17 protein-coding genes are annotated in these 17384 nt (G+C 60.7%); 9 read left to right on the top strand and 8 right to left on the bottom strand.

Annotation, left to right across the window (positions count from 1 at the left end; genetic code table 11):
• Positions 1–24: 24 nt before the first annotated feature.
• From HUS57_RS10425 to hemC, 4 genes are all read right to left on the bottom strand, one after another.
• Positions 25–1710, bottom strand: coding sequence for a heme biosynthesis HemY N-terminal domain-containing protein (locus HUS57_RS10425; protein WP_173933435.1), 1686 nt, complete (start codon positions 1708–1710; stop codon positions 25–27).
• Between the two features lie 10 nt (positions 1711–1720).
• Positions 1721–3181 carry a hypothetical protein gene (locus HUS57_RS10420; RefSeq protein WP_173933433.1) on the bottom strand — a complete coding sequence of 487 codons (1461 nt, stop codon included), beginning with the start codon at positions 3179–3181 and terminating at the stop codon, positions 1721–1723.
• Between the two features lie 94 nt (positions 3182–3275).
• Positions 3276–3989: a uroporphyrinogen-III synthase gene (locus HUS57_RS10415; protein ID WP_173933430.1), complete on the bottom strand. Its 714-nt coding sequence runs from the start codon at positions 3987–3989 to the stop codon at positions 3276–3278.
• Position 3990: 1 nt separating this feature from the next.
• A complete protein-coding gene (gene hemC / locus HUS57_RS10410; RefSeq protein ID WP_173933428.1) occupies positions 3991–4920 on the bottom strand; it encodes a hydroxymethylbilane synthase in 930 nt (309 codons plus the stop codon).
• Positions 4921–4997: 77 nt separating this feature from the next.
• Between hemC and tsaD the strand changes: the two genes are divergently transcribed.
• The 7 genes from tsaD (at position 4998) to HUS57_RS10375 (ending at position 10668) form a co-directional block, all read left to right on the top strand.
• The gene (gene tsaD, locus HUS57_RS10405) at positions 4998–6086 is read left to right on the top strand and encodes a tRNA (adenosine(37)-N6)-threonylcarbamoyltransferase complex transferase subunit TsaD (protein ID WP_173933426.1); all 1089 of its coding nucleotides are present in this window, start codon (positions 4998–5000) and stop codon (positions 6084–6086) included.
• On the top strand, positions 6083–7066 hold the full coding sequence (locus HUS57_RS10400) for an NAD(P)H-dependent glycerol-3-phosphate dehydrogenase (protein WP_173933424.1): 984 nt from the start codon (positions 6083–6085) through the stop codon (positions 7064–7066). Before tsaD ends, HUS57_RS10400 begins: the two co-directional genes overlap by 4 nt.
• Before the next feature lie 25 nt (positions 7067–7091).
• Positions 7092–7388, top strand: a complete 297-nt coding sequence (locus tag HUS57_RS10395) for a YciI-like protein (RefSeq protein ID WP_173933422.1) — start codon at positions 7092–7094, stop codon at positions 7386–7388.
• On the top strand, positions 7388–7813 hold the full coding sequence (locus tag HUS57_RS10390) for an EVE domain-containing protein (RefSeq protein ID WP_173933420.1): 426 nt from the start codon (positions 7388–7390) through the stop codon (positions 7811–7813). The genes HUS57_RS10395 and HUS57_RS10390 overlap by 1 nt, the downstream gene beginning before the upstream one ends.
• The gene (locus tag HUS57_RS10385; RefSeq protein WP_173933418.1) at positions 7768–8469 is read left to right on the top strand and encodes a methyltransferase; all 702 of its coding nucleotides are present in this window, start codon (positions 7768–7770) and stop codon (positions 8467–8469) included. Before HUS57_RS10390 ends, HUS57_RS10385 begins: the two co-directional genes overlap by 46 nt.
• A gap of 160 nt (positions 8470–8629) precedes the next feature.
• On the top strand, positions 8630–8908 hold the full coding sequence (locus tag HUS57_RS10380; protein WP_173933768.1) for a helix-turn-helix transcriptional regulator: 279 nt from the start codon (positions 8630–8632) through the stop codon (positions 8906–8908).
• Between the two features lie 56 nt (positions 8909–8964).
• A complete protein-coding gene (locus HUS57_RS10375) occupies positions 8965–10668 on the top strand; it encodes a SulP family inorganic anion transporter (protein WP_173933416.1) in 1704 nt (567 codons plus the stop codon).
• 39 nt (positions 10669–10707) lie between these two features.
• Here HUS57_RS10375 and HUS57_RS10370 read toward each other — a convergent pair whose 3' ends face one another.
• Genes HUS57_RS10370 through dapF form a run of 4 tightly spaced genes read right to left on the bottom strand, consistent with a single transcriptional unit; the run spans position 10708 to position 14977 of the window.
• Positions 10708–11301, bottom strand: coding sequence for a septation protein A (locus HUS57_RS10370; protein ID WP_173933766.1), 594 nt, complete (start codon positions 11299–11301; stop codon positions 10708–10710).
• A 54-nt stretch (positions 11302–11355) separates the two neighbouring features.
• Positions 11356–12801, bottom strand: a complete 1446-nt coding sequence (gene ftsY / locus HUS57_RS10365; protein ID WP_173933414.1) for a signal recognition particle-docking protein FtsY — start codon at positions 12799–12801, stop codon at positions 11356–11358.
• Between the two features lie 14 nt (positions 12802–12815).
• Entirely contained in the window at positions 12816–14096 is a 1281-nt protein-coding gene (mtaB, locus tag HUS57_RS10360; protein WP_173933412.1) for a tRNA (N(6)-L-threonylcarbamoyladenosine(37)-C(2))-methylthiotransferase MtaB, read from the bottom strand.
• Positions 14096–14977 carry a diaminopimelate epimerase gene (dapF, locus tag HUS57_RS10355; RefSeq protein ID WP_173933410.1) on the bottom strand — a complete coding sequence of 294 codons (882 nt, stop codon included), beginning with the start codon at positions 14975–14977 and terminating at the stop codon, positions 14096–14098. The genes mtaB and dapF overlap by 1 nt, the downstream gene beginning before the upstream one ends.
• Before the next feature lie 395 nt (positions 14978–15372).
• On the opposite strand from dapF, the gene HUS57_RS10350 reads away from it, so the two are divergent.
• Both HUS57_RS10350 and zapE read left to right on the top strand, forming a co-directional pair.
• Positions 15373–15909: a protease inhibitor Inh/omp19 family protein gene (locus HUS57_RS10350; protein ID WP_173933408.1), complete on the top strand. Its 537-nt coding sequence runs from the start codon at positions 15373–15375 to the stop codon at positions 15907–15909.
• A gap of 66 nt (positions 15910–15975) precedes the next feature.
• Complete coding sequence (zapE, locus tag HUS57_RS10345) at positions 15976–17151, top strand: cell division protein ZapE (protein ID WP_173933406.1); 1176 nt, start codon at positions 15976–15978, stop codon at positions 17149–17151.
• Positions 17152–17384 lie beyond the last annotated feature (233 nt).

The raw sequence follows: 17384 nt of genomic DNA, 5'->3' as shown, positions 1-17384 counted from the left end.
CGCGAAACGTTGTCCGGCTCCGGGTCAGAACAGGCGGAAGGGCCGCCGCGGTTGCTGTTCCACGTCCGCTGGATCGACACCTGGATCGTCGGGTATCGGGGGTTTCATCTCTTCCTGAACCGGAGTGGTTTTGGAATCGGCTTCCTGGACCTGATCGGAGCCGGCCGTTTCTGGCTCTCCTTCGTCTTTGGCCGGCGCAGGTTCCGGGACGGGGGCATTTGACCGTGCTGTCCCTGTGGCCGCTGCTTTTTCGGCCGCGCCGTTATTGGTCTCCGCTACATTCTCAGCCAAGGCAGACGGGACCGGTTCGGCTTCAAGGCTCAGCACGTGCGGGCGAGCTTCCTCTTCAATAACCTCGACCCTGTCAGCTTCGAGCGCCGGCAGTGTCCGCAAGGCCTCATCGCCTTCGATTACCTGTCCAGGGCGCTCCATGGGTGCCCGCCACTCGAAGGCGTCGAGTTGTCCCGTGACCGGGGATATGGGCGCCCATCGCTCGGCAACCGTGCCATCTGCCACCCATGCCGGATCGCGCGGCGCTCGCAGCGCCTTTGAGAGCCAATGGCGCACCCGGCCCTGATCGCCGGTTTCCGTCTCTTCGATATCTGCAAGAAGGAGGAACGCGCCTTCGCGCGGGGCAATGCGAACGGCCGCTTCAGCAGCCGCACGCGCTTCCTGGTATTCACCCGCATCGAAAGCGGCGCGCGCAACCGCGAGTTCCGATTCTACATGATTGACTTTCAGCCTGCGAAGCCTCTTGGCGCGCTCAAGCCTGTCATGCGTGGAGTCACCAGGACGCGCATGGACATAAACATCGGCAACTTCGGGATGGGGCTCTTTCTTCCAGATGGCCTCCAGCACCTTCGTTGCCCGGCGCAGATCGTTCTGTTTGAGGAGGGCCCGCGCGGTTGTGACCGCTGCCGGCACGAAGTCCGGCTGTAGCCGATTGGCTTCTACTGCGGCGGTGCGAGCGGCTGCCGGATCGGAGTCAAGCTGCTCCATCGCTTGTGCCGTAAGCAGGACTGCTCGCTTTCTGGCAAAGCCATGACGCTGTTCCTTGGCCGCAGGCTTTTGCCGGTCGAGCAATGCCAGCGCCCCCGGCCAGTCGTGTTGTTCCGCCAACGTTTCAAGCGTCGCTTCAACCGCCCAATCAAGTTGTGGTGCCACTCTTACCGCCTCAGCAGCATAGTGCCGAGCCGCCTCACGCTCACCCAGGCGCTCCGCTTCCAGATAAAGTCCGCGCAGGCCCAACAGGCGCGTCTCTGGATCGGCGGCCATGGCGTTGAATTTCTCCCGCGCAGCTTCATGGTCGCCCTTCAACAGTGCCGCCTGGGCATCGAGCAGATGGAGCAACGGTTCGCGATCCGATGCGATGAGTTTCTTCGCCTGCTTGCCCATGCGACTTGCAAGGCCGCCATCGCCTGCTCCAGCCGCAATAAGCCCTGTGGAAAGCGCCTGATATCCGCGATCACGCCGCCGGACGCGGAAGTAGCGCGCCACGGCATAGGGGCTGCGCCAGATCCCGCGGATAAGCCACCACAGGATTATGACTGCGGCGGCTGCTGCTACGAGGACGATTGCCGCAACCATAAGCGTCGTTTCGTACTCGTAACCGGCAAATCTTATCACTAGGTCGCCGGGTCGATCTGCCAGCCAGGCAAAGCCAGCACCGAGAAGAAGGACGACCAGCAGGAAGAATAGAATGCGAATCATCAGCGCGTCCTCAAGCCGGGTTGAGTGCGCGTGAGAGCGCCTCTTCCAGCACCTTGTCGGCTGCCTGCCGTGCACGCAGCTTCTCGGCAAAATCGCCTGCCACTTCCTTTGCTTCAGGCGGCAGCGCGTCATATTCGGACAGCGCCCTAGCATAGTCGCCTCGCTCGACCGCAGCCTCCATGCGTGCGGCGACCGCCTCGGGCGCATCACCTTCCACCTCGCCCACGGGCCGTACCGTCACCGCGGAACGGGCGCTCGCCACCAGCCGCTCGACGAGGCCCGCATCGGACGGAACCTGCGTGTTTGCGGCAGCGATGCGCGCGGCGACGTCGGACACTTCAGCGGAAAGCTCGGCTTGGGTGGGAATGCCGGTCTCCGCATATGGACGAAGCGGCTCAATAGCTGCCTTGTCCGGGGTCAGAGCCGTATAGGTTTCCAGTTCCCCGGAAAAGGGCGCCCCCCGTTCTACGGCGGTCTTCAGGGCGGAAGCAGCGACGATGAGCGCCAGGCGGGGCCCTTCGTCCTGACGTTCCATCTCCTCGTCAAGCTGTGCAACCCGCTCGTCAAGCTGTGTCACCCGCTCGGCGAACTCGTCCAGGCGGCTTGCATCGCTTTCCATCGATTGTTGTACCGCCCTCGCCATTTGGCTCACCTCTTCGACGGTACCAGCCAGCTCGTTGAGACTTGATTCCAGGCCGGCTAGACGCTCTCCGAAATCGCCGCTTTCGGCCGCCTGGGCCATTTCAACAAGCGATGAGAGGCGGCTTTCGGTCTCCGAAATCCGCTCTGCCAGGGAGTCCACTTCGGCGCTTACTTCGCCCGGCGTGGCCGAGCGCATGGCGGTGACCATATCGCGCAATTCGCCGATCTCTTGTCGGGGCTCAGCTAGCGCCTGCTCCAGTTCCTCCGCCGAGAGTCCCTGCGGTTCCACCTGCCGCAATTGTGCGACTTCACCCCGCAACGCTGCCAGATCCTGCTGAAGCTCCAGCAATGCGGGGTCCTCACCGGTCTCGCCTGCCAGGGGCAGAATTCCGTACCACTGCAAGGCTCCCGCCGTCGCCAAGGCAAGAGCGGCACCGGTAACGCCGCCCAGAAGGGCAAGGCCCAATCCGCCGCGGGAAGCCTTTCGGGCAGGGGGCACTCCGCTGGACGTTTCGCCCGTCCTATGGTCAAGCTCTTCACCGTGGCTTGTCTGCGCCATGAAGACGTCGTCACCAGCAGCTTCCCCAGCCCCGGTCGGCGATTGATCTTGCGTCTCGACCGATGCTGAATCGCTTTCGGAAGAGGATGGTTCCTCCGGCTGCGGTCCGTTCTCCACCGTAGCGGCCTCGTTCTCAACGCCCTTATCTGCCCCTTCGGAGGCTAGCTCGCCTTTATGCGCGTCCTGGGTGGAAGGCTCGACCGATTCGGCTTCCAGGTCGATCGTTACCGGCTCCCGTTTCTTTTTGGAGTGGCGCGTGCTCTTGGCCATCAGCAGCTCCGCTTGGCAATTTCTGTCCGCGCCGTGTGCGGCGCAGCAACTCTCCTAGCACAGCCATCGTGCCCGAAAATAGATAACCGTCCGTTCAACAGGCTAGCAGTGAAAGGATGCCCTCCTCGGTTGGTTCCGCTGCAACCCGGGTCCGCGCTCGTACGGTGGGTGGCAGCAGATCTGCAACCCTTCGGGAAATGACCACATATTCTGCTTCGCCGAGCAGAGGCGCGGCCCAAGGCATTTCCGCCAGTTCAGCAAAGATTTCAGCCGCATAGCCTGAATAGAGCAGCACCACATCGATGGGCAACGCCTGCAGTGCCGCGGTGAATTCGCGTTCTGTCGGCGGCGTCGGGAGGGTGTCGTAGGTTTCTAACAGATATGGGTTGAGACCTGCCTGTGACAGACGCTTCTCAAGAACGCCCCGCCGGACGCAACCACAGAGGACAAGAATATCCGCACCCGGCGCGGCTGCTTCAATAATCCTTTTTGCCAGCCCCTCCGCGTCGCCAGCACCTTCATCGACAGGCGGCAAGCCAAGCAGCCGGGCGGCATTGCCGGTCGCCTTGCCGACAGCAAAGACGGGCACATGCTTGATGCTTTGGGCGAGGTAAGGCGGAAAATGGCTGGCCGCGTTCGGACTGGTGATGGCAACAGCGGAAAACTTCTGCGGATCGGGCAGATCTTTCGGGGTGAGGGGAACGATCCTTGTCAGAGGCAAAACGACCGCTTCCAGACCCATGGAAGAAAGCTTGGCCGCCGTACGGCGGCCAGCGGCCTCGGGCCGGGTTACGAGGATGCGGCGCATCTCAGCTCCAGCTTTCGAAGAACCGGCTTCCGGCCCTCTCACGTATGCGGGTGCCCGCTTGCGTGCCTATCTCGCATGCCTCGATCAGGCTGCCCTCGCCCGTTATCTCATGCACCTCCTTGCCGTCGGGTGTCAGAATCATGCCGGAAAAGTGGATGCGATCGCCGTCCACTTGTGCATAACCGGCCATGGGCGTTCGGCAGGAACCATCGAGAGCGGCGAGAAAAGCGCGCTCGCATGCCAGCGCGACCCCGGTTTCAGCGTGATGGATCGCTTGCACCAGTTCCCAGATACGCTTGTCATTCACCCGCGTTTCGATGCAGATCGCCCCTTGCCCAAGAGCTGGAGGAAAATCCGAGATGTCCAGAACTTCCGTCCCGACATGCTCCAGCTTCAGTCGCTTAAGGCCCGCAAGGGCAAGCATGGTGCCATCTACGACATTCTCTTCAAGCTTGCGCAGCCGGGTCTGCACATTGCCACGGAAAACACTAACTTTCAGGTCTGGTCTTATCCGCAAAGCCAGCGCCTGGCGGCGCAAGGACGACGTTCCTAGGCGCGCTTCCTGGGGAAGGTCCGTAAGCCCGCCTCCTGTCCTGCCGATGAAGACGTCGTTCACATCCTCACGCTCCAGAAAGGCTGAAAGCTCCAGCCCCTCGGGAAGTACGGTCGGCATATCCTTGGAGGAATGTACGGCAAGATCGATGCGGCCATCAATGAGCGCCTCCTCGATCTCCTTCGTGAAAAGGCCCTTGCCGCCGGCCTGTGCCAAGGCACGGTCCTGAATGCGGTCACCAGTGGTGCTGATGACGACAATCTCAAATGCCTCTTCCGGCAGGTCGTGCGCCGCCATCAAACGCGCGCGCGTTTCAGCTGCCTGCGCCAAAGCAAGTGCGCTACCGCGCGTTCCGATTCTCACCACATCAGTTTGCATGCTGTCATGTCCGTGCTAACCGGCATACCTAACTACCTGGGACGAAACCTCTCGGCAACAATGGAAGGCCGGACCGAATGACGCGTGTGCTGGGCATCGAGACGAGTTGCGACGAAACGGCCGCAGCCATTGTCGGCCGCGATGCCGACGGCGCACCAAAGATTCTTTCCAATGTCATCCTGAGCCAGATCAAGGAGCATGCGGCCTTTGGCGGCGTTGTGCCGGAAATCGCCGCGCGCGCCCATGTGGAGGCGCTGGACGGCGTTATCGAGGCGGCCCTCGATGAGGCGGGCCTTGCGCTCGGCGATGTAGACGGGATTGCCGCGACCGCGGGGCCGGGCCTCATAGGCGGGCTGATCGTAGGGCTTACTACCGGCAAGGCGCTAGCGGCTGCGTGTGGCAAGCCATTTCTGCCCGTCAACCATCTGGAGGGGCACGCGCTTACCGCGCGCCTTACCGACAGGCTGAATTTTCCCTATCTCCTGCTTCTTGTCTCCGGAGGGCATACGCAGATCGTGCATGTCGCCGGCATCGGCCGTTACGAACGTTGGGCGACGACCATCGACGACGCGCTCGGGGAAGCTTTCGACAAGACGGCAAAGCTGCTTAGCCTGCCCTATCCGGGAGGCCCGAGCGTTGAAAAGGCAGCTAGAAAGGGCGATCCTACCCGCTTCGCCTTTCCCCGCCCACTCAAGGGCGAGAAACGTCCGGATTTCTCCTTCTCAGGACTTAAGACCGCGGTGCGGCGGTTGGCGAGCGAACTGGCGCCGCTGTCGAACACCGATATCGCGGACATCTGCGCCTCCTTCCAGATGGCAGTAGCGGAAACGCTCTCGGACCGCGTGGCGCGGAGCTTTTCGCGGTTTCGCGCGGATTATCCTGAGCTAGTAGACCCTGCGCTTGTCGTCGCGGGCGGGGTGGCAGCCAATGCAACGGTCCGCCGGACCTTGGAAGAACTTTGCCGGCGTGAAGGCTTCCGGCTTGTCGCACCGCCGCCCGAACTTTGCGGCGACAATGCCGCGATGATCGCCTGGGCGGCCCTAGAGCGGCTGGAAAGGGACATGGTGCCATCGGATGGTCTTGCTTTTGCTCCCCGTCCACGGTGGCCGCTCGATGAACAAAGCGCGCCTGTCATCGGCGCTGGCAAACGTGGAGCCAAGGCATGAGCTGGTCGATCGCGGTTCTGGGAGCCGGAGCCTGGGGCACCGCGCTCGCGCTGACCATGGCGCGTGCCGGCCACAAGGTTGTGCTGTGGACCCGAGACGCGGCATTGGCGCATGAGATCACTCACGCGCATGTAAACAGCCGCTATCTACCGGCTGTGTCTCTTGAGCCACGCCTAGCTGCGCTCGACGACATGGACGCTGCTTTGGCCGGGGCGGATTGTGTGCTTGCCGTGGTTCCGGCACAAGCCATGAGGGGTGTTCTATCTGCCGCCCGGCCCGTGCTCGCGCCAAATGTGCCTGTGGTGCTATGCGCAAAAGGCATTGAGCGGGAAACGGGGCAGCGCATGTCCGAAGTCGCCCGCCAGGTTCTGCCCGAAAATCCCCTTGCAACCCTCTCTGGTCCGAGCTTTGCTGCGGATGTGGCGCGCGGTCTTCCCACTGCGGTTACCGTCGCCGCGAGCGAGGCGACGTTTGCTGCAAGTCTTGCCGAGAAGCTTTCCGCACCCAACCTGCGCTGCTATTCAAGCGACGACCTGGCGGGCGTGGAGATGGGCGGCGCGCTCAAGAATGTGCTGGCCATCGCTGCGGGCGCGACAAGCGGAGCAGGGCTCGGTGCCAGCGCAGTCGCGGCCATAACGACGCGCGGCTTCGTTGAGTTGAGACGAGTTGGGAAAGCCTTCGGAGCACAATCGGAGACGCTGATGGGCCTTTCCGGTCTGGGCGATCTCATCCTTACCTGCAGTTCGGCGCAATCGAGGAATTTCGCCTATGGCATGGCGCTAGGGCGAGGCGAAAGTGTTGAAGGGCTGCCGCTCGCCGAAGGCGTCTTCACGGCAGGCATCGCAGCGCGGATTGCCGGCGAAAGAGGGCTCGATGCACCGATCATCGAAGCGGTGACCGGAATACTTGAAGGCCGCCTCACGGTTGAGGCGACCATGCATGCTTTCCTCGCCAGACCGCTGAAGAGCGAGACCGGCTGAAATTTAGAACCAGGAAGGGGGTACCATGATCTTTGTCATCACTTGCCGCGACAAGCCCGGCCATCTGCAAGTCCGCATGGACACGCGGCCCGAGCATCTTGCGCACCTCGAAAAGCTCGATGCCGAAGGGAAACTCGTATTCGCCGGCCCATTCCTCGATGATGAGGGAAAACCTTGTGGTAGCATGGTGGCTGTGCGGGCGGCAGCGAAAGCGGATGCCGAGGCAATGGCAAATGCCGATCCCTACGCGTTGGCAGGGCTTTTTGAATCCATCAAGGTCCGCCCGTGGAACTGGGTGTTTAATAGACCGGAGAGCGAGTGATGGCCTATTGGCTGTTCAAGTCCGAGCCTGAAACCTGGTCGTGGGAAATGCAGAAGCAGCAGGGCTCGAAAGGCGCGGAATGGGACGGCGTGCGCAACTACCAGGCGCGCAACAATATGCGCGCGATGAAGCTGGGCGACCTGGGCTTCTTCTATCACTCGGTGAAGGAAAAAAGCATCGTCGGCATTGTCGAGGTCTGCGCTGAGGCCCATCCCGACTCGACGACCGATGACCCGCGCTGGGAGTGTGTCGACGTCCGCGCAGTGCAGGATATGCCCAAGCCGGTCACGTTGGAGGAGATCAAGGCGACCCCGAAGCTCAAGGATATGGTTCTAGTCAACAATTCTCGTCTTTCCGTGCAGCCCGTAAGCGAGGCGGAATGGAAGGAAATCTGCCGCATGGGCGGCCTCGACAAGGCACCGTGACGCACAAACTGGATGTTGCCGAAGGCCGTGCCTTCATACTGGCGAACACGACGCTTGCTGCCCCGCCGCACGTGCCGGAGATCATGCTGCATCTTGCGGATGAGGCACACGGACTCTGGCAGAAAACGGAGGAAGAGCTCGATGAAATAGGCCTGCCGCCGCCCTTCTGGGCTTTCGCCTGGGCGGGCGGGCAGGGCCTCGCCCGCTATATTCTCGACCATCCTGAGACGGTAGCGGGCAAGCGTGTGCTCGACTTCGCCGCCGGGTCCGGGCTTGGAGCGGTGGCGGCCTGCATTGCTGGCGCTAGACTGGTCAGAGCAGCGGATACCGATCCATTCTCTGCGGTCGCCTGCCAGTTGAACATGGTGGCGAACGATGTGGCCTTTGAAATTGTTGCTGATGATCTGGTAGGTGCGCAGCAATCCTGCGATGTCTTGCTGGCGGGCGATGTCTTTTATGACCGGGCGTTCGCGGCGCGTCTGGAAGAATGGTTTGCCGCCCTTGCCCAGGCAGGCACCGACGTTCTGGTTGGCGATCCGGGCCGCGCTTACCTTCCCAAGGAACGGCTGTTGCCGCTTGCTACCTATTGCGTGCCGGTGACGCGTGTTCTGGAGGATGCCGAGGTGAAGCGGACGACGGTCTGGCGTTTCGGTTGATGCTCATCTGAAGCAAGCTGAGCAGGACCCTTAAAAACCGATCACCGCAGATGATGGCCTGTTTGCAAGTGCGCCTTAATGCGCCTTTGAAACGTTAATCTTGATTTTTCAAGCATCATAGATTATGTTTTACACATCATTAACGGACGATCTATTCTTCATGATCACCGCCGCGCAAATGCGCGCCGCGCGCGCACTTCTGGGCATTGACCAGAAGCGCCTTGCTGAGCTTTCAGGTGTTTCGCTTCCTACCATCCAAAGAATGGAGGCGAGCGAGGGTGCCGTCGTGCGTGGTGTGGTAGACACGCTGAACAAGGTGATCGAGGCTCTGGACGCGGCCGGCATCGAACTGATTGGCGAAAATGCTCCGAGCGCTGGCCGGGGTCGCGGTGTCCGCTTCAAGGATGTGGTGGTCAGGGACGAGCCGGCAGAAAACTGATGCAACGGCGATCGCCAGGCTAAAATGCCGTTGCCGATTGACGAGAAGGCACGGTAATGCTCGCCCAAACGCGTGAGCCCACATCTCTTGAACTGTTTACACCGAAGCTCGTAACGGTCCTTCGTGAAGGCTATGACCTGCGCGCGCTCAAGGCAGATGCGATTGCAGGGCTTACGGTGGCTATCATCGCCCTGCCTTTGTCGATGGCAATTGCCATTGCTTCCGGAGTTGGCCCCGAAAGGGGGCTTTATACTGCCATCATCGGAGGCTTTCTCGTTTCTGCGCTGGGTGGGAGCCGCTATCAGATCGGCGGCCCGGCGGGTGCCTTCATCGTGCTGGTGCTGACCACGGTCCAGCTGCATGGTGTGGACGGTCTCATCCTCGCCACCTTCCTTTCGGGCCTCATCATGCTTGCCGTTGGTGTGCTTCGGCTCGGGACATTCATCAAATATGTCCCTTATCCGGTGACGGTGGGCTTCACTGCGGGCATCGCGGTCATCATACTCGCCAGTCAGCTCAAGGATTTTTTCGGGCTTACATTGGAGGGCGAGGAACCTGGCCCGATCATACCGAAGCTGCAAGCATTGGGCGCGGCCCTTCCGACCATCAACGGTGCTGCCGTCGTGCTGGCTGTAGCATCGGTGGCGGTCATCCTTCTTCTTCGTCGCTACAGGCCCCAATGGCCGGGCTTCCTGATCGCCGTCGCGCTTGCCACGGTTGCTGCATGGATATTTTCCTTGCCGGTGGAGACAATTGGCACACGCTTTGGCGGAATTCCGCAGACATTGCCGTTTCCCACCCTTCCTGATCTTTCATGGGAGAAAATAACCGCCGTGCTGCCGGCAGCCCTCTCCTTTGCGATGCTCGGCGGAATAGAGAGCCTGCTTTCGGCAGTGGTAGCCGACTCCATGACCGGCCGTCGCCATCGCTCCAATTGCGAGCTAGTCGCCCAAGGCGTGGCTAATATGGGGGCGGCCCTTTTCGGCGGCTTTTGCGTCACTGGAACCATCGCGCGGACGGCAGCCAATGTGAGGGCGGGCGCGCACGGTCCTGTTTCGGGAATGTTGCACGCGCTCTTCCTGCTGGCGTTCATGCTGGTTGCTGCGCCGCTTGCCAGCTTCATTCCACTTTCCGCCCTTGCCGCAATTCTAGTGGTGGTCGCCTGGAATATGGCCGAGAAGCACCAGTTTGCTGCTCTTCTTCGCTCCACACGGGGCGACGCAGTCGTGCTTATGGTGACGTTTCTTCTCGTCGTCTTCCGTGATCTGACAGAAGGCATTCTCGTCGGCTTCGGTATCGGCGCCTTGCTTTTCCTTCACCGCATGTCAAATGCCGTTGCCGTGGACCGGCCGCATGGGATCATTCAGCCGGATCGTGCTGACAACGGAGAGACGCCTTACGCTCCGGGCGTTGCGACGGATGATGATGTGGTTGTCTACCGCATCTCGGGTGCCTTTTTCTTCGGTGCAGCCGCTAGCGTAGGCGCCGCTTTGGACCGAGTGGGCGGGCAACCTAAAGCCTATGTCCTCGACATTTCAGATGTTACCGTGCTCGACTCGACCGCCGCTGCCACGATCGATGGTTTTGTCCGCAAGGTCGGCCGGAATGGCGCGGTCGTTTATCTGGTCGGTGCAAGCCGATCCATGCGTCAGATGCTGCTCAAGCTCGGACTGCGAGCACCGACGGTTCGTTACTACCACAACCTTGACAACGCCATTGCGGCGGCACGGGGGCGCACCGTAAGGGTCCGGGAACGATAAGCAGGGATCAGATAGATAGTGGCAGTAGACGTGCTGCTGCTATTGCCCTTTCTCCTCCAGCGAATGCCGCATGATGAGCGGCATCTGGCTCATGGTGAAGAGAATGGTGATGGGCATGATTCCCCACACCTTGAAGGCTACCCAGAAATCGGTGGAGAAGGAACGCCAGACCACCTCGTTAATGGCGGCCAGCACGAGAAAGAATACGCCCCAGCGCAAGGTGAGCTTTCGCCATCCTTCGGCATCCAGCTTGAAGGCGGAATCGAAGACATAGCCCAGTAGCGACTGGCCGAAGCCGAGGCCGACCAGAAGGATCGTTCCAAAGAGCGTGTTGACGATGGTAGGTTTCATCTTAATGAACGTATCGTTCTGAAGAAACAGCGTCAGAGCGCCGAAAACAAAGACCACGATACCGGAAACCAGCGGCATTACGGGCAGGCTGCGCACGAGCATCCATGAGACGGCAAGGGAAACTGCTGTCGCCACCATGAATAGACCCGTGGCGATGAAGATCGGCTCGCCCATGGTGGATAGTGCGGGAAATCGGTCCGCAAGCTGATCTCCGCGCGCATTGGCGAAGAAGAAGATCATGAGGGGCCCGAGTTCCAGCGCAAGCTTGAGCAGCGGGTTCATTTCTTTGCGCTTGGGAGCGGACGGTTCGCGCTCAAGGATCCTGTTATCAGCCACTCATTGAACTCCTGCGATCGCCTTGGCGAAATCGCCTGCGGAAAAGGGTTCCAGGTCGTCAACACCTTCGCCGACGCCGATGAAATAGACAGGCAGCTTGTGCTTGGCGGCGATTGCCACAAGGATGCCGCCGCGCGCCGTGCCGTCAAGCTTGGTCATGACCAGGCCCGAGACGCCCGCAACATTGCGGAAGATCTCGACCTGATTAAGGGCATTCTGCCCGGTGGTCGCGTCCAGCGTCTGAAGAACTGTGTGGGGAGCCTGCGGATCATGTTTTTGCAGTACCCGCACAATCTTCTCCAATTCCGCCATTAGCTCGGTCCTGTTCTGGAGCCTGCCGGCCGTGTCAATGATAAGCACATCGCTGCCGGCAGCCTTCGCCTTTTCGAACGCGTCATAGGCAAGTCCCGCCGCATCGGCGCCAAGTCGGGAAGCGACAACCGCCGAGCCCGTCCGCTCTCCCCAGATCTTAAGTTGCTCAATGGCAGCCGCACGGAAAGTATCACCCGCCGCCAGCATGACGGAAAGGCCCCCTTGTCTGAGCTTTGCTGCCAGCTTGCCAATTGTCGTGGTCTTGCCGGTACCATTGACCCCGACCACGAGAATGACATGCGGCTTTACCGAAAGGTCGAGCTCCAGCGGCTGTGCCACTGGCGCAAGTACCTTCTCGATCTCTTCGGCCATCACAGCCTGCACCTCGGCACCAGAGATGTCCTTGCCATAACGGCCGGTGGAGAGGGCGTCCGTGATGCTCATAGCGGTCTCAAGTCCAAGGTCGGCTCGCAGCAGAACGTCCTCCAGATCCTGCAGCGTATCTTCGTCAAGCTTGCGCTTGAGGAAAATGCTTGCAATGTTTTCGCGCAGATCGCGGGAGGACCGCGAAAGACCCTCACGCAGGCGCTGGAACCATGGCTTGGGTGGTTCTTCGGCGTCTAGGGTCGAGGACGAGGCTTCCTTTTCCTGCTCGACAGCCGCTGCCGCTTCCTCCTCGTCTGTTCCTTCCATCGTCGAAGGCTCTGCGGAAGGTGTCAGATCGGCAGGCAGCGGTGTCGAACCTTTCCCCTCGTCCTCGTGCTGCGCGTCAATCCGATCCTCCGATAGGGACAGGGAGGGTGGGTCCTGCGCTTCATCGGCGTCAGGGGCTTGTGAAACGTCCGCCTCCGGTTTGACGCCTTGCGGTATTTCGGGTGGGAACGCCTCTGCTGGAGCGTCAAGGCTCTCCGGGTGCTCCACCAGCGCCTGAGTTTCAGGCTGCTGTTCCTCCGGTTTGGGAGATGGGGAAAGAGCCGCCGGATCCTCCGTCAACGGTGCCGGCGATAATGGTTCGTGCACTTTCTGCGGGGCAGCCACATCCACCAATTCGGACTGGGCAGCACTTTCCTCCGGCTGCTTCTCCACCTCCTTCTTGCCGAAAGAGAAAACCTTCTTGATAAAACCCAACGCCATCCGCTGTCAGTACCTCATGCAGCCTGTTGCAGCATCGTCGCAGACAGTCGCTCGCCATCATGGCCGGTGACAAGCACGTCGACGATCTCGCCTGGCTTTCCGCCCTGGATTGCGGTCAGCGTGAAATCTTCCGTGCGGCCAAGGCCATCGCGCTCGATGAGAATGCGCTGCGTCGTGCCCTGGAGCCGGTTTAAATGCGCCCGATACGCTCCGTCGCCGATTGCGCGCAAACGCGCTGCGCGCTCCTTCACGATCTCGCGCGGGACCTGCGGCATGCGCGCGGCAGGCGTGCCATCGCGTGGAGAGAAGGGGAAAACGTGAAGATGGGTGAGCCCGCATTCCTCAACAATCGCGAGCGAGTTAGCAAACATCTCCTCGGATTCAGTCGGAAATCCTGCGATGATGTCGGCACCGAACACGATATCAGGCCTCAGCCGGCGGACTTCTTCGCAGAATCGAATGGTGTCAGTCCTCAGATGCCGGCGCTTCATGCGCTTCAATATCATGTCATCGCCCGATTGGAGCGAAAGATGAAGATGCGGCATCAGCCTGGATTCCTCTGCGAGCGCCGCTAAGAGGACTGGATCCGCCTCTATGGAATCGATGGAAGAAAGCCTGAGGCGCATCAGGTCCGGAACCTGGCGCAGGATCGTGCGCACGAGCTTGCCGAGGCGTGGGCTGCCCGGCAGGTCCGTGCCGAAGCTCGTCAAGTCAACGCCCGTCAGCACCACTTCTGCATAGCCGTTGTCCACCAGGCGGCGCACCTGATCCACCACCGCGCCCATGGGCACCGACCGCGAATTGCCGCGTCCATAAGGAATGATGCAAAAGGTGCAGCGGTGGTCGCAGCCGTTCTGTACCTGCACGAACGCGCGTGCGCGTCCTTCGATGGCGTCGACCATATGGGAGGCGGTCTCGCGTACCTCCATGATATCGTTGACGCGGACCTTCTCGAAATTGTTGACTCCAAAATCGGGAAGGGCGCGATAGCTATGGGCCTTCAGCTTTTCGTCATTGCCGAGGACGAGATCCACCTCTTCCATCCCGCCGAAGGTGCCGGGCTCGGTTTGTGCAGCGCAGCCGGTGACTATAATGCGTGCCCGTGGGTTCTCGCGCCGGGCCTTGCGGATCGCCTGACGCGCCTGCCGCACGGCTTCCGCCGTCACCGCGCATGTGTTGATGACTACCGCGCCATCTTGCAACGCACCAAGGCCTGCCGCTTCGGCCTCGCGCCGGATCACCTCAGACTCATAGGTGTTGAGGCGGCAGCCAAATGTTATGACGTCGACTGCCATCAGGCGGCACCTTCGCTCTCGCGCTCCCAGGCTCCGGTCTCCGGATCCAGGCGGCCCGAAAACTCCCACTCCGCAGGTCCCGTCATAATGACGTGATCATCCTCGCGCCAGAATATCTCAAGCGCGCCGCCGGGTAAGGTGACTGCGACCTTGCGTCCCGTGCGCCCGGTCCGCGCCGCCGATACCGCCGCAGCGCACGCCGCTGAACCGCAGGCAAGCGTCAGCCCTGCTCCGCGCTCCCAGGTCCGGATGGTCAACGCCTCGCTGGAATCAACGTAAGCAATGGTAATATTGGCGCGCTCTGGGAAGATCGGATGGTTCTCCAGCAGTGGCCCGAACCGTTCCAGCGCGTAATGTGAAGGGTCCTCTTCAACCCAGAAGATCGCATGCGGATTTCCCATGGAAACGACAGAAGGCGAGTGCAGTACGGGTGCATCGACTGGCCCGACCTGCAACTCTATCCTGCTTGTATCGAAAAACTCTTCCGCAAGGGGGATATCCTTCCAACCGAAGCGGGGTTTGCCCATATCGACTGATATCAGGCCGTTCTCATGCTTTTCAGCGGTCAAGACGCCCGCAATTGTCTCGAATGTGAAGGTGCGCTTGCCTGTCCCGGTGGCAAGCGCCAGCACGACGCATCTCATCCCGTTGCCGCAAGCTTGCGCCTGAGTGCCGTCGGCATTGATGATCTCGACATAGTTCTCGATGCCTGGCAGGCGCGTGTCATGGATAGCCATAATCTGGTCGAAACGGGTGGCCGGGTCGTCTGAGAGACGACGCGCTGCTGCGGGGCTGATGTGAGCCGCGCACCCCCGCATATCGGCAACGATAATTGAATTGCCGAGCCCGTTCATCTTCGCAAAGTTCGCTTGTATTGCCATAAGGCTCCGATCCATCCGGCTATGCCGCCTATATGGCGGAAGCCGAGCGAAATTACCAGTCGGCGTCCCTCGCGGCGCCGCGAGTGCGATGAGCGAGAAGGATGTCGCAGCGGGCTCATGGCAACGAGTGAGGTTATTGTAGCTCGACAGGCTTGCAGTAACCGCAACGGCGGAAAATCCGGATCTTATTCGAGCTTGGAAAGCCTCGTTCATCGAGCGGTTGTTGCAGAGGCTTTGCCGCCTCTTCTTTGGGATAGGACCACTTTTCCGCCGCCATTGCCATATTTCCTGAAACCGGTTCTTAACCATGCTTATGTGTGATAGCGTTGAAAACAATCGCATTTGTGCGCGGCGACCGCAGAGGCAGCCGGGCGGGACGGCTAACGGAGAGAGGAATGCCACAGGATAGAACCGGAGCTTTCGCCATTGCACTTGTTGCCCTTGTTTTGGCGGGATGCCAGACTGAGCGCTTCGGCTCTCCCTATGCGAGCCGCCCTGCGCCTTTGGCAGCCGCGCCCTCCGGTTCCGTGACAGTGGGCCAACTTCCGCCCCCGAGCCAGCCCACGGGGATCACCGAATTTCCTGCGGCTCCCGGAGCGGAGGCCGGTGGGCAGATGGCAGCCATCGATCCGGCCACTCAGGCCGGGGCGGGCCCGGTCAGCAAGAACAGTTTGCTCGGTTCCTGGAACGTGTCTACTGCCGGAGCGTCCTGTCAGATGTTCCTTACCCTCACCAAATACGGTAATTCGTCGCGCGGAGGAACCCGGGGCTGCGGCAATGAACTTGCCAACATGCGTGCCTGGGATGTCTCGGGCAATCAGGTGGTCATCTATAATGAAAATGGCGATACGATCGCACAGCTTTATCCAAGTGGACAAGAAAGGCTGGACGGCCGAACGACGAATGGATCTCCTGTTTCCATTTCACGCTGACGCTCAAGGGCGAAGACAACTTCGCTTCTCAATCATCCGCCACCTCAACTTTTCCGCGGTAGTCAAATGTCCCTGAGCGGAAGCCTGGTGACGCATCCTTCCGTTGTGAGCCATTATGCGCATCTGGTGGAGACGGGAGCGTTCAGCCGCGACCTGGAGCAGGAAAAGGTGGCGGCAGCACTCGATGGGCTGATCGAAGCTATCAGCGCGCATCGTCTTGCCCGCAAGTCGAGCGCTCTCGGGTGGTTGTTCGCAAAAAACAAGAGGAGCAGGGAGGCCGTAAAGGGTCTCTACATCTATGGAGGCGTAGGACGCGGCAAGACAGCCCTTATGGATATTTTCTTCAAGCTGCTCCCAGTACGTGGCAAGAGGCGAACCCATTTCAACGACTTCATGGCGGATGTGCACGACCGGATCGCGCAGCACCGCGAGGCGCTCAAGAACGGCAAAACGCGGGAAACGGACCCGATTCCGCCAGTCGCTGCAGCCATTTCCCGCGAAGCCTGGGTCCTGTGCTTCGATGAGTTTTCCGTCACCGACATCGCCGATGCTATGATCCTTTCGCGCCTTTTTTCCGCGCTTTTCAAGGAGGGTGTGGTGCTGGTCGCCACCTCGAACGTTGCCCCGGAGGACCTTTATCGAGACGGTCTGAACCGCGGCCTCTTCGAGCCCTTTATCGGAGTTCTGAAACGCTCTACCCAGGTGATGCATCTGGATGCCCCAACCGACTATCGACTGGAAAAGCTGAGGCGGCTGCCGGTCTACATGACCCCGCTCAATGCAGAAACAAAGCGTGGCATGGACGAGGCATGGGAAATGATCACAGCTGGCCAGCCCAGCCGGGAAGAACGCCTTACCGTGAAGGGTCGACAGGTGGTGGTGCCTCGCGCCGCTGGACGAGCCGGTCGCTTTGCCTTTGAAGAATTGTGCGGCAGGCCGCTCGGCGCTCGCGACTATATCGTTATCGCGCAACGCTTCGATACCGTCTTCATTGACGGTGTTCCTGTCATGGATCGGCCTCGCCGCAACGAGGCAAAGCGATTTATTCTTCTCATCGACACACTTTATGATAGCCGCACGCGTGTCTTTATTTCTGCCGAGGCGAAGCCCGATGGGCTATATGTAGCCGCGTCTGGGACGGAAGCTTTCGAGTTCGAGCGCACGGCTTCCCGCCTCATGGAGATGCAGAGCGCGGATTGGGCTCAGCCGCGGCAGAAACCGGACGCCATCGCCGCGGAATAGGATGGGTCTGCTCCTCGTTAGGCAGCCGCTTTGCAGCCCTCAGACACGCGTCGGACGGGTCCCATGGCGGTCGCGGCAGCAGGTTTTTGACCTTTACGTAAGCGCCGATACTTCTAACCGTTTGAAATAACGAGGTCAAAAAGAATCGGTTGAACTTTTGCTCCGGGTCTGCTTATCCGAGGAATATCGTCGGCTGGCTTCGGCATGCCGTTTCGCCCATTTGCAGCACTGAT

Origin of the sequence: Chelativorans sp. Marseille-P2723 (assembly GCF_902809845.1) — a bacterium.
Lineage (GTDB): Bacteria > Pseudomonadota > Alphaproteobacteria > Rhizobiales > Rhizobiaceae > Chelativorans.
The sequence above is the reverse complement of the archived record's forward strand: the minus strand, read 5'-3'. Positions and strand labels throughout refer to the sequence as shown.

Coding starts and splice junctions, on each gene's coding strand:
- HUS57_RS10425 (WP_173933435.1), bottom strand. CDS start 1,710: ATGATTCGCATTCTATTCTTCCTGCTGGTCGTCCTTCTTCTCGGTGCT.
- HUS57_RS10420 (WP_173933433.1), bottom strand. CDS start 3,181: ATGGCCAAGAGCACGCGCCACTCCAAAAAGAAACGGGAGCCGGTAACG.
- HUS57_RS10415 (WP_173933430.1), bottom strand. CDS start 3,989: ATGCGCCGCATCCTCGTAACCCGGCCCGAGGCCGCTGGCCGCCGTACG.
- hemC (WP_173933428.1), bottom strand. CDS start 4,920: ATGCAAACTGATGTGGTGAGAATCGGAACGCGCGGTAGCGCACTTGCT.
- tsaD (WP_173933426.1), top strand. CDS start 4,998: ATGACGCGTGTGCTGGGCATCGAGACGAGTTGCGACGAAACGGCCGCA.
- HUS57_RS10400 (WP_173933424.1), top strand. CDS start 6,083: ATGAGCTGGTCGATCGCGGTTCTGGGAGCCGGAGCCTGGGGCACCGCG.
- HUS57_RS10395 (WP_173933422.1), top strand. CDS start 7,092: ATGATCTTTGTCATCACTTGCCGCGACAAGCCCGGCCATCTGCAAGTC.
- HUS57_RS10390 (WP_173933420.1), top strand. CDS start 7,388: ATGGCCTATTGGCTGTTCAAGTCCGAGCCTGAAACCTGGTCGTGGGAA.
- HUS57_RS10385 (WP_173933418.1), top strand. CDS start 7,768: ATGGAAGGAAATCTGCCGCATGGGCGGCCTCGACAAGGCACCGTGACG.
- HUS57_RS10380 (WP_173933768.1), top strand. CDS start 8,630: ATGATCACCGCCGCGCAAATGCGCGCCGCGCGCGCACTTCTGGGCATT.
- HUS57_RS10375 (WP_173933416.1), top strand. CDS start 8,965: ATGCTCGCCCAAACGCGTGAGCCCACATCTCTTGAACTGTTTACACCG.
- HUS57_RS10370 (WP_173933766.1), bottom strand. CDS start 11,301: ATGAACCCGCTGCTCAAGCTTGCGCTGGAACTCGGGCCCCTCATGATC.
- ftsY (WP_173933414.1), bottom strand. CDS start 12,801: ATGGCGTTGGGTTTTATCAAGAAGGTTTTCTCTTTCGGCAAGAAGGAG.
- mtaB (WP_173933412.1), bottom strand. CDS start 14,096: ATGGCAGTCGACGTCATAACATTTGGCTGCCGCCTCAACACCTATGAG.
- dapF (WP_173933410.1), bottom strand. CDS start 14,977: ATGGCAATACAAGCGAACTTTGCGAAGATGAACGGGCTCGGCAATTCA.
- HUS57_RS10350 (WP_173933408.1), top strand. CDS start 15,373: ATGCCACAGGATAGAACCGGAGCTTTCGCCATTGCACTTGTTGCCCTT.
- zapE (WP_173933406.1), top strand. CDS start 15,976: ATGTCCCTGAGCGGAAGCCTGGTGACGCATCCTTCCGTTGTGAGCCAT.